Below are 12,756 nucleotides of genomic sequence, written 5' to 3'. Positions count from 1 at the left end.
AGAATAAAATTTGCCTCTGCTATGGATTCCCATAATAGAGGCAAACTTATCAACATGAGACTTAATTAAACAGTCTCTTGTTTTTTATGAATTTAATGAATCTTTTTTAGGACTTTAGAGAAGGAGTAAGGAAAGCTTTCCTCTTCTGTTCCTCTGCTTAAATTGGGCTGGCTTCCCATTTGGAAGTTGATGTTTCCTCCTTTTAATAAGTCTTCATGGCGTAGATAGTTCTTTTTATATTCTGTGCCGTTCAGATTCATTGTTTGAATATACATATTCTTCTTGCTGTTATCGGTTGCATGTATGATGAGGCTGTTGCCGTTTTCAAGATGTAAGGTTGCTTTTTTTAAAAGAGGAGCTCCAACGACGTATTCGTCGGTTCCCGGACATACGGGGTAAAAACCTAATGCGGAGAAAACATACCATGCCGAAGTCTGCCCATTATCTTCATCTCCACAATATCCGTCAGGACCCGGTGTGTACATTTTATCCATGACCTGGCGTAGCCAATACTGCGCTTTCCAGGGTTGACCGGCATAGTTGTATAGGTAGATCATGTGTTGGATTGGTTGGTTGCCATGTGCGTAATTCCCCATATTCATGATTGTCATTTCACGAATCTCATGAATAACCTGCCCGTAATAACTTTCATCAAAGACAGGAGGTACGGAGAATACAGAATCCAGCATAGTGATAAACATATCTTTTCCTCCCATTAAGTCAATTAATCCTTGTGGATCGTGGAATACAGACCATGAGTAGTGCCAGCTGTTTCCTTCGGTAAATGCATCCCCCCATTTCAATGGTGAGAATGGAGATTGGAATGTTCCATCTTCATTTTTTCCTCGCATGAGCTTGGAGTCTTTATCGAATACATTCTTATAGTTCATCGCCCGTTTGGCAAAGAGCTGTATTTCTTTTTCCGGTCGCTTTAATTCTTTGGCTAATTGATAGATACACCAGTCGTTGTAGGCATACTCCAAAGTTCTGGCAGTGTTTTCATTGATTTTTACGTCATAAGGGACGTAGCCTAGCTTATTATAATATTCGTATCCGCGTCTTCCTGTGGAAGATACGGTGGGATGTACGCTTTTTGTTCCATGTATTAACCCTTCGTACAAGGTTTTCACATCTTCTACTTTAATACCTTTTAAATAAGCATCTGTCAGTATGGAAGCCGAATTATTTCCTATCATGCAGTCTCTGTGTCCGGGGCTGGCCCATTCGGGGAAGAATCCGCTTTCTTTGTAGGTATTGATGAGCCCTTCCTGCATTTCTTTATTCATCGACGGATACATCAGATTCAGTAATGGGAAAAGACACCGGAAGGTATCCCAAAACCCGGTGTCGGTAAACATATATCCCGGTAGAACTTGCCCGTTATAGGGGCTGTAATGAACAGGTTTTCCGGCTTCGTCCAGTTCGTAGAATTTTCGGGGGAAAAGTAACGAACGGTATAAGCAGGAGTAGAAAGTGCGGTATTGATCGAGATTTCCTCCTTCCACTTCGATTTTTCCCAGTACCTGGTTCCATGCTTTCTGTCCTTTTTGTTTTATCTGCTCCAGATTGTCATTTCCTAATTCTTTCATATTCCTTGCAGCCTGTTCGAAGCTGATAAAGGAAGAAGCGATGCGTGCATGTACTTGTTCTCCACGTTGAGTTTTAAAACCTATAATGGCTCCTGCATGGTCAGTAGTCTGTTCGGTTGCATTTTCTTGAATACTTCCATTATTCACAGTGGCTTTATAGGTGAAAGGCTTATCGAATTGAATAATGAAATAGTTCTTGAAGTTTTCGGGAACTCCTCCGCTATTGCGTGTACTATAACCGATAATTTTGTTTTCTTCTGGGATAATCTGAATAAAAGACCCTTTGTCAAATGCATCGACTGCAATATACGAATGTTCGTTTTCCGGGAAAGTGAACCGGAAGAGTACAGCACGTTCAGTAGGAGACATCTCCGTGACAATATCGTATTCGGCCAGATACACCTTGTAGTAATAAGGAGTTGCTTCTTCTCCTTTGTGTCCGAACCAGCTAGCCCGCTTTTCTTCGTCGAATTCAGGTTTACCTACCATCGGCATAATGGAGAACTGTCCGTAATCGTTTATCCATGGGCTGGGCTGATGGGTTTGTTTGAATCCACGGATTTTATTGGCTGTATAGACATATTGCCATCCGTCTCCCATTTTTCCGGTCTGTGGCGTCCAGAAATTCATTCCCCAAGGGCGGGCAATGGCAGGGTAGGTGTTACCTGTTGATAATTCAAAAGATGATTGTGTTCCCATTAACGGATTAACGTATTGTGTCCAGTCTTTGGACTGGGCAAGAAGCGTGCAGCTAAGCACTAAAAATAATAACCAACATTTCTTCATAATTTTCTTTTTGAGTTTATAGCTTGCGAAGTAATCACAGCGTTTTCATGCGTTGCCAACGTTGAATGTTCCAACGGGTTGAGACATGACAAAAGTATAGCTTCGTGGTTAAGGTCGTGGTTAAAATCGTGGTTAATGCGATGGCTAATAGGCGCTTTTTTTATTAACCCCGCTAAAGAAACTATCGCAAAATTCTTTTTTTATTATGTTATTCAACTATCTATGTGAAATAGACAAATATTACCTTACTGTTATTATTTGTATTAGTGTTCTTTTTTGTCAAACCATTTATGTGCTCAAGGCTTAAAATTTCAGAGAGACGAAAATTCGATTGAAAACAGAACCTCATACAATGACTTTGCCTATAAAAGTCGCACGTTTAAAGACTGGCTTGATATTGCCATTGACTATGCGTCCGCCCTGTAGGGAGGAAATAAGATAATAAAGGCATGAATCAACATGCCTTTATTATTCTCTTGATTCATTTTGCAGTAGTTTGTAATTCAAAGACATGTGTGCCTGGTTCCAAAGCAACTGTACGACTGTCTTTTATATTAGCAGGCATTGTGAATGTTGCTGTACAGTTAGCAGGAATTGTCACTTCATAAATAATCTTTTTCCCTTTACGTTTCCAATTGGAAACAATCAGACCACTTGGTGATTGATAGCTGATGTTGGCGTAAGTTAGCCCTTTTACAAAATGGGGGGCAAGAAGAATATGCCTGAATCCAGGGTGTTTGGAGTCCGGTTTGATTCCTCCTAAAGCTTTATAGAACCATGCCCCAATCTCTCCGAACATCATGTGATTATCTGAAAATTCACCTGCTCTTTGATAATCCCAATCCTCGATGAGTGCTGTTGCCCCGTTGCTAATCCACCATCCCCAGGAAGGATAGTCTTTTTGAGCGGCCACCTGAAAAGCAAGATCGGCATAACCATTCTCACTTAAAGCATTCAACAATGCTTTGCAACCTAATACTCCTACATCTACATGACATCCGTCTTTCTGTACTTTGTTCGCAAGATTTGCGGCTACTTTGGCTTTCATATCTTCCGGAACCACTCCCCACATAAGTGGAACACTTAATTCTGTCTGACTGCCTCCGGCATATATGCCAGTGTCCCGGTTCAGGTATTTCTTGTTAATCGCTTCTTTGATATTTTCAGCTAAAGTAGTGTATTTTTCGTAGTCATCCTGTTTCCCGAATAGCTTGGCCGCATATGCCAATATGTTGGTATCTACATAATAATAAACGGAAGAGGTTAGTTCTTTGGATGATAGTGTTTTGACAGGTACCCAGTCTCCGCGTCCCCAATCACTTAAATATTGCGGGCTATTACGATCTACATAATCTACATACCTTTTGATGTTTTCGTAACAGTCTTCCAGTAGTTTACTGTCTCCATAGAATAAATAGACATTCCAGGGAATAAGTGCGATTGTACTTGTCCAGTCAAGTCCGTTCTCTGTTCCATATCCCCATCCCGATGTCGGAATAATATCAGGGAGAACCCCGTTAGGTTGTTGTTCATCCCGATGATCTGCAAGCCACTTTTCATAGATAGTCAGTGCGTCATAGTTATACAATCCTGCTTCTATTCCCAGATGTCCGTCTCCTGTCCAACCGTTCTTTTCCCTTTGTGGGCAATCGGTAGGATATCCGAATAAATTAGAAAGATAAGACACATTTGTAGCCTTCCATATTTTATTAATGATTGGATCGGAGGTAGTTACATTTCCTACTTCCGGTACATCATTATGCATGAAATAACCGGTCAGGCATTCTTTCTTTAATTCCGTCGGCTCACTACATGACACTTCCACATACCTGAATCCTTTATAATTGAATTTAGGCATAAAGGTGTCTTTCCCTTTTCCGGAAAGGATATAAGTATCGGTTTGAAATAAATCCTCTTCATCCGTCGGACGATGGAAATTGCTGATACGTCCTAAATCTACTCTGCCGTTTGGTGAGAGCCGTTCGGCATGTATCAGCCGGACAATCGTTCCTGCTTTTCCTTCAATTTTCAGTTGTGTAACTCCTGCTATATTTCTTCCCAAATCGAATACATAGAGTGAATCATTCAATTTATTCATGTATTGTGCCGGGATTGTTTCTACATTCCGGATAGGATATAACTGTTGAGCCACTATATTCTGTGACGGAGCAGAACAAAGATTGACATTGTTCCACTGCGAATCATCAAAATTTGCGGAGTTCCATCCTAGTTGAGCCTTATTAGCATCTTGGTTTTCACCGGTATAGATGTTATTCCTTGTTATTTTCCCTCCCGATGTTTTCCATGTCAGATTGCTGGAGATGATTTCTGTAGAATTGTCATCATACGTGATTCTCAAGTCCAGGCAGAAAGTAGGTCTGTTTCTCCAGGGAGCATTGTTGAAGTTCCATACTCCCAGTGCCTGATGATTATACCAGCCATTGCCAAGGACGACTCCAATAGCGTTGTCTCCCTGATTAATATAGTCAGATACATCATACGTCACATATAATATTCTACGGTCAAAACGTGTAAACATTGGGTCCAGACGGTGATTTCCCACTTTCTCCCCATTGAGTGAAAGTTCATACAAACCTCCCACTGCGATATATGCCCGTGCAGATTTGATTTTTTTGCCAATACTAAACTCTTTTCTAAAATAGGGAGCCGGATGATATTCTTTGGATTGTCCATCACTGATCCATGCACCGTTCCAATCAGAAATATTCATCATTGCAGTCTCGAAAGACGAAACTGCAGATTGATAACGTTCGCCTTCTTTATTGCAAATCCGGACACACCAGTAATATTTGGTAAATGGTTTCAGTTCGTTACCAGCATATACTGTTTGCATTTTGTCGGAAGTAACTTCTCCAGTGTCCCATACTCTTCCGTTATTGTTTATAAGAGAGAGTGAATCTGTGTCTACCATAATACGGTATGTTTGTTGACACGCGCCTTGGCGCGTGTCTTCTAATACCCATGATAACCTCGGGTGTTTATTGTCTATACCTAAAGGGGTCACCAGATGTTCGCATTTTAAAAGGGTGGGAACACCGGTCTGTCCATATAAGTAAGAACACCCTGTTATAAATAAAAGAAATAAAATCTTTTTCATATTTATCTATGTTTCTAGTGGGCAGATTAATTTGGAATCTCGTTCCATTGATAAGCTCCGATAAGCTTAGCTGTATATTTTCCTGTTAAATCTTTTATGTTATTATTGTCTTTCGGTATGGAATTTAACGTCCATCCGCATATCAGGTCTGGTTCTTCTCCCGTCACTTCAGTTTCTCCGGAGTATAACTTCTGAATTTCCTCTCCGGTTTTTGCCGTACTCCAGATATGGATATGTTTCATACTACCATTGGCTGCTTCATTCGTTTTGGTAACTCCTTCCGGTGTTAATTGAGTGAATGCTACCATTGGAATTCCATTATCGTTACTTATGTAATATCTGTCCGGCTTATCAGATTGCTGTGAAGCTACTTCGTTTCCGTTCAGATACATCTTGGTAGTCAGTGCGCCTAGAGTTTCGTCTGTGACAATGGCGACGTGTACCCATTTGTCATAGTTGCCGTCGAAGCTATAACCCGGTTCGAACAAATCCAGATCTTTCGTTCCGTAAGTCATTCGGAAGCGTCCGTTCCATTTGTTTACTCCCCAGCCTTTTCTGATTCCGTTTGCATAATTCTCAATGAAAGTGGAAAGGATATAGGTCGTCTGATCTATGTAATCTAATTTTAGCCAGAACTCCACAGTGAATTTCTGTTGTCCGTCATTACCGAATCTTGAGAATTCCGGATGGACACCGAAGTCGATATAACCGCCTTCACGTCCCTGAACGTATAGCTCTGCCGGAGCCGGTACATAATCTTCTAGGCGGATAGTAGATTTAAAGTTGGATTTCACTTCATTAGATTCAATAATGATACGATCCATCTCGCTGGCAGTTAGCTTTTTGGAGTTCTCCTTCATCTTGGTTAATACTTCCTCTAGTCGGGTGATTTCATTATCCAGTAGCTCTTTGCTGGTTTCAGGGTAGTCTCCTTTCTTCTCGCCATAGGTGGATTCATCCCTCAAAGATTTTATATCTGTAATAATGCTTTCGAGCCTTTCAATGAAAATCTCTGTTTCCTCATTAGCATTGATAGGTGTAGATTGACATTCATCCTCCGAGCAGCCAACAAAAAATAAGGCTAGCAGTAGATATGACAATATGACTATTGCCTGTGGTTTTATATTAAAAAGTTTAGTTTTCATACTCTTATTCGTTTGATGTATTTTTTTCAACCCAAGTGTAGTTGCCTACCAGTTTAGCTGAATATTTACCGGTTAAATCTTTAATATCATTTTCATCCATAGCCAGTTTGTCAAATGTCCATCCGCAAACTAAGTCTGCTTCTTTACCGGTTACGGCAGTCTCACCGTTTTTCAGTTTGACAATTTCTTCCTGGGTCTTGGCAGAACTCCATATATGAAGATGTTTGATACTTCCATCTGCGCTTTCCCATGTTTTGAGAGCTCCTGCAGGAGTCATAGCGACGAAGGCGGTCATTGATACATTGTGGTCATTGGATATGTAATATCTTTCCGGTTTGCTGGATTGTTCGGAAGAAACCTCTTCACCGTCCATGTATATCTTTGTGGATAAAACTCCTGAACGTTCGTCGGTAACGATCGCTATATGTACCCATTTATCATAATTATCACCAAAACTGAATCCCGGTTCAAACAGGTCGACCTCTTTTATACCGTAAGTGATACGGAACCGGTTGTTATCCCGGAAACGGTTGATTCCCCAGCCCTTTCTGATACCCGCACCATAATCTTCGATGAAAGTCGATAAAATGTAGTTGGTTTGATCTGTCGATTTCAAATCTATCCAGAACTCGATGGTGAAGACTTGTTGACCGTCTTCTCCGAATCTGGAAAATTCCGGGTGTACTCCAAAATCAATATAACCTCCTTTGGAACCATAGACATATAAGTCCGCAGGAACAACCAAGTCTTCCGTTCGTATCGTATTTTTAAATTGTAGGATTAAGTTGTCCGCTTCTTCCAGCATCTTTGCCGTTGCATCGGGTAGTTCCTGGGTGTTAACTTTATTCTCTTTAATGTCTTGCAGGAAGTTTTTCAGTTTAATTTCCGCTTCTTCGAGAATAGCTCTGCTACTTTCCGGATACATTCCTTTCCGCAACCCATATTTAGCTTCGTTCTGTATGTCTGTCACTACTTTTATCTTCTTTCCTATTTGTTCAGTATATTCGTATACTTTCACTCCATTATCTTCATTGTCGGAGCAAGCACTAAAAGAGAATACAAACAATATTTGTATGACTAATAACCAGATGATCTGATGTCTTATTATGATGGTTTTCATATTCGTATACTTTTTATAGTTAGTAGATTCCTCCTTCTTGTATATACTTTTTGATTGTTGCAGCCAAATCCATCGGGAGCATGTATTCATAAGTATTTGGATAGTCACGATCCAGCTTTTCAAGTTCTTTAATCAGCCGTTCGTACATCACAACTTTTCCTGCTTCCACTCCGTAATCGGATACAAGAATATAGATATTCTTGAATATAGGTCTGCGCTCACTGGGAGATGTGGAAAGTAGTGCACGATAGACATCGCCTTCTTTGGAACATTGTTCTCCCTGATCGATACGTACAGTGCCATTCACATACTTGCAATTAGCTCCTTCTGCATTGGTACGGCTGGAACCGTCCATTACCAGGTCAAGGCCGCTTCCTTCCATGTATTGCTTGAAATTAGCCTGATTGTCCGTACTCCATAAATGGGCTGTATGGAAACCGGCTGTTGAGAGCCACTTTTTATTTAGAGCCAACCATTCATCGTATTTACCACTAAGGGCGTATTTGTCTCCGAAGATGAATTGCATACCCGAAGGACCGGCTGTTAATTCATCATTCTGTGTCATGTTCTTATAAAAGAATTCCAGCAGGTTAGGATTCAGCTCCTGTAAAACGGCAGGCATTGTTACAGCAACAGGCACCTCGCCGCGTCTCTTACCCTCTTTGAAGATCCGATATAAGATATTAGCAGCATACTGTATATTATCTCCATCGCTCAAACTGATTGAAACATATACCTTACCCGGTTGGACTTCTCCGGCAATACCCCGTCGCTGTTGGAAAGACTTGTTGGGATAGCTGCACCAGAAACTGGCATTGGCATAATAATCACTGACAACAAATCCCAGATTGTGTGTATTGATTGCCAGATTCAGGTCGTCTCCAATTGTATTCATACCGAATCCTAAAACAGAAGAACCGACCGGATAATCAATCTTATTGAAGATACGTTCCATGAGAGTCTTGTCACTTTCATTCGTTTCATTCAACCAAAATACAAAACCTTTGGATGCAGCTGCATAATCGTAAATTTTCCAGGGACTGCTGACATAGTCTCCTCTCAACCCGGCAGAGAAGCACAGTGTCTTGTGGCAATTGACAGCCAGATTATCAATAGCCCAATTATAGGCGTCATTTTTGTTGGTCCATCTGCCTCTGATATCTACGATCTCTTTATTCCAGCCTCCCAAGTCGTTGATGATATAATTTTTGAGATCTTCTGTGACAGGGATCGCATGTTCCTGTGCAGCCATCATTTGGGCGATACACCAGGTCCATTGATCGTCCGGACTCCAAACGATTAGTTTGTTGAATACATCTTTATACTTGTTGTAGAAAGCTGTGAAGCCGGGATTGTTCGTCTGGGGAGCAGTGATTAGTTGATAATTACATCCGGCATCGTTCAACTGATCTAAATGCTGGTCTTCCCATATCAGATAGGTCTTGGCAAACTCTTGATTGACTATCCCCTGCATGACTGAAGTCACCACTTTGGCAAGGCTCTCATCTTTTCTTACATCGAAAACATCCAATTCGCTTGCTGGCTTATTCTTGAAGAATAAGCCGGATTGCGGTGTCTCCTGACTATTGTAATCAATCAAAGGGTGTATCTTTTGTGCCCAATTATTTACGATACGAACGGTAATTCCTTGCGATAATTGTCCGCTGGCCGTTTCCACTTTCAGTTCAAATTGATAACTTTTCGATTGATCGTTATTGGTAATGCTGAACTTTGCCTGTTGCACTCCCTTGGCAACAGATTCCTGCTGACCGGTCTGCAGATCCTTGACGATCACGTTCTTAATGTTTTTGATATAGGGATCTATCCAAGTTACTACCGCTTTATCATCCACTAATTTAGCCTGTGCTGCTCTGACTTCATTAATAGGTTCTGTGACAGCTCCCGAACAATCCTTATCGCTGCATGACCACATAGCGGTCAATATCACCATAAGGAAAAATCTTAAACTATTTATTGTATTCATCGTATTATTTTTTATTATTTACACAATTAGTCTTTAATCATATTTTTCTGCCGATGGAGGGATACTACCAGAATTGGAACCCCAATTCTTGTTTGCCCTGTTTCCCATCGTTACTATTAATTGTCCGCCATCTTTTATATCCTCCTGTCCAAACCACGGCTTATCCCATACTTTGCCGTTGAGAGTGGCTGACTGGATATAAATATTATCGGGAGAATAATTCCGGGCTATAATTTCAAAATAGCCATTATTCCCTATATTGATTTTTACCTTCTTGAAAACTGGGCTTCCAATATTATAAGCAGGTATTCCCGGAGTTACAGGATAAAATCCCATCATTGAGAACACTACGAAGGCAGACATGCCACCACCGTCTTCATCTCCCGGAACGCCCATCAAGTCATTGCGAAACCATTGATTGAGTAACCTGCGAATCCGTTTTTGCGCCATCCACGGCTGGCCTGCATAATTGTACAGGTAGGGGATATGTAAACAGGGTTCGTTGGCCATTGAAAATTGTCCTGCATTTCCTGTATGATCGGGCAACTGTTGGTAGAAATCATATCTGTTTCTACCCAAGGGTTCTCTGAAAGTCTGATTTAGATTTCTGATGAAATTCTCATTGCCTCCCATCAGGGATATTAGGTCTGCAGGATTATGCTGCACATCCCAACGATAAATCCAACCATTGTTCTCTCCATAATAATCCCTGCAACCCTGTCCGCCAGAAAAACGGTAATCGAAAGGTTCGATGAAGTTTCCGTTTATGTCTTTCGGATGAAAGAAACCTGTAGCGTGATTATAGAGGTTACGATATGCATAAGAATCTTTCAAATACAGTTTATAATCCTGTTCTTTGTGCAAACTTTTAGCGGTTTGGGCTAAACACCATTTGTCGTAACAATCTCCTAATGTGACGGCTACGGCCTGACGCTTTTCGCCGTTATGTACCTCCTGGCAGGTTTCTGCTTCACCGGGGTGTAATGCCGGAAAGAAACCGTTTTTATGATAAAACCTATCAAGTTCGGTTAATGGAAGTTTCTGCCAGGGGAGCAATGTCTTTTCCATAATGGCTTTTTGGCAAGCTTCGTAGGCTCTCTCCAATGAAAAGTTTGTCAATCCTTTACTATATGCATCCCATATAACAGCAATAGCATGATTGCCGTTCATCCGATGGCTGTCGCCTGTTACTTCCGGGAAAGTAGGCATCCACCCTTGAGGGGTTTGCTCGGCCATACGGATGTAGGAGCTTATCATATCACATTCTATTTCAGGCTCGATGAGAACCCGTAATGGATGAGTAGCCCGGTATGTATCCCAAATCCAGTCATCGGTATAAAAGGGAATTCCGTTATCATCGTGCACCTTACAGTCGAATGCGCTGTAATATCTGCCATCTTCAGAGATGTTTATCATGCGTTCATAAGTGCGGTACAATGAAGTATAAAACACACTTTTATCGTTTTCCGTGCCTCCTTCTACTGTGATTTTACCGAGTTTCTTATTCCAGATTTTTTTTCCTTGGCTAGCTACGGTTTGCACATCATAGGTCCGGATATCACGTTTTAGGTTTTTCTTTGCCTGCTCTTCGCTGATGAAAGAGATTCCATAACGAAGGTGTATTTTCTTCTGTGCTCCAAAAGAGATGATAAGGCTTTTTCCTTGTTTTTGCTTATCATCTAGTGAACCGTTGATTAACGCTCCCGCTTTTTTATATCTCTGCTCTGTCTCTAAATATAAAAAGATTCGGGTGGGTGTTCCGTCTATGATCTGGTATCCGCTAATGCCGTCAGGAGTCACTTTTAGCAGACCGTCACGGGAGTGTATGATAATGTGGTTATCTCCCTCTTTTTCGAAGTTGATCTGATAGATACCTGCTTGATAAGACGGAGCATAATTTACATTTATATCCACTTCATCCAGATAAACAGAATAAGTATACGGGGTTAGTTTCTCCGAGTTGTATGAATAGTTGATGACCTCTTCGGGATAATAATCCCCCTGAACAGGACTGATCCGGAAGGCGGAACTACCTCTGTGACTGGTAGTAGCAACCGGCAAACCGTGAATCATATCTGATGTAAAATCACCTCTTTCAGGACAAACACGCAACATGGAATTTGGCAGGTGCACAGTAGGGTAGGTAGGAATCAACAGGTGACTGATATTCCCCATATATGGGTTCACATAGTCCACCGGAGACTTCTTTTCTGTACTGTTAGGGGCACCTGAAAGCGCCAAAGGAAATACCATGCATAATGTGCTTATTATGGTAATTAGTCTCATTGTTCTTTTTCTTATAGATTTAATTTTACAGCAGTAGCATAATTATATTTAGTCTCGCTTCCTTGAGACTGTGCTCCGATACGAAAGTAGTAACTTTTCCCGCTTAGTAATGTCGAAGAATATTCGTCCAGATTGATAGACAACTGGAATTCTTCGCCATCGGCGATTGCTCTGTTCAGTTCGATTGTCTTATTTACCAGATTTAATTTGCTGGAGACATCGATGTGAGAGTAAGCAAACAAAGAAACACGGTATACTTTGTTGCTAGTCACTTGTTCCAATTTGAACTTGGCTGTTACTACTCTGTCTTTCAATTGTATTTCTGGTTCGATAATTCTTAGATAAGGCACTACCTCAAATACTTTGAAGTTGTCTCCCGGATGAATCTTCATGTCAATCGTATCCTGTGCTACAAAGTTACCCCGGTTCAGAATGATCTTATAATTGCCCGAAAACATCAGGCTGTTATTGAATGTTCCGTCTTTCTTGATGACCATATTCTGTACGGAGGGATTTTCCCAACCTTGTTCTATGTAATAGATGCGGGAACCGTCGGAGATTTCTTGTGGAATCAGTTCTCCTGTCTTTTTATCTCTGATTTCACCCGAGAAGGTCGCATCCGGTCCGTCGAAATTATCTTTTTCGCAAGATGTAATAAGCATGATTGCTGCCAGTACAATACCAGATATAAATAAGTTTCTTTTCATATTCAAATGATTTATATTGTT

At 41.0% G+C, this 12,756-nt stretch carries 7 protein-coding genes; all 7 read right to left on the bottom strand.

All coding sequences use genetic code 11. The features are described 5' to 3' along the window. Window positions 1-92: 92 nt before the first annotated feature. Window positions 93-2,375 carry a GH92 family glycosyl hydrolase gene (locus tag NXV01_RS01890; RefSeq protein ID WP_259021629.1) on the bottom strand — a complete coding sequence of 761 codons (2,283 nt, stop codon included), beginning with the start codon at window positions 2,373-2,375 and terminating at the stop codon, window positions 93-95. Window positions 2,376-2,856: 481 nt separating this feature from the next. Then, window positions 2,857-5,493, bottom strand: coding sequence for an alpha-L-rhamnosidase (locus NXV01_RS01885; protein WP_259021628.1), 2,637 nt, complete (start codon window positions 5,491-5,493; stop codon window positions 2,857-2,859). Between the two features lie 26 nt (window positions 5,494-5,519). Beyond that, window positions 5,520-6,638, bottom strand: coding sequence for a DUF4972 domain-containing protein (locus tag NXV01_RS01880; RefSeq protein ID WP_234133706.1), 1,119 nt, complete (start codon window positions 6,636-6,638; stop codon window positions 5,520-5,522). A 4-nt stretch (window positions 6,639-6,642) separates the two neighbouring features. Then, on the bottom strand, window positions 6,643-7,758 hold the full coding sequence (locus NXV01_RS01875; RefSeq protein WP_234133705.1) for a DUF4972 domain-containing protein: 1,116 nt from the start codon (window positions 7,756-7,758) through the stop codon (window positions 6,643-6,645). A 19-nt stretch (window positions 7,759-7,777) separates the two neighbouring features. Further along, complete coding sequence (locus NXV01_RS01870; protein WP_234133704.1) at window positions 7,778-9,742, bottom strand: GxGYxYP domain-containing protein; 1,965 nt, start codon at window positions 9,740-9,742, stop codon at window positions 7,778-7,780. Window positions 9,743-9,775: 33 nt separating this feature from the next. Further along, window positions 9,776-12,028 carry a glycoside hydrolase family 92 protein gene (locus tag NXV01_RS01865; RefSeq protein ID WP_259021627.1) on the bottom strand — a complete coding sequence of 751 codons (2,253 nt, stop codon included), beginning with the start codon at window positions 12,026-12,028 and terminating at the stop codon, window positions 9,776-9,778. 11 nt (window positions 12,029-12,039) lie between these two features. After that, window positions 12,040-12,735, bottom strand: a complete 696-nt coding sequence (locus NXV01_RS01860) for a DUF3823 domain-containing protein (protein WP_234133703.1) — start codon at window positions 12,733-12,735, stop codon at window positions 12,040-12,042. Window positions 12,736-12,756 lie beyond the last annotated feature (21 nt).

This window comes from Bacteroides sp. BFG-606, from assembly GCF_024788145.1.
Taxonomy (GTDB): Bacteria; Bacteroidota; Bacteroidia; order Bacteroidales; family Bacteroidaceae; genus Bacteroides; species Bacteroides vicugnae.
Note: the sequence above shows the minus strand (reverse complement) of the source record. Positions and strands in the feature narration are given on the sequence as shown.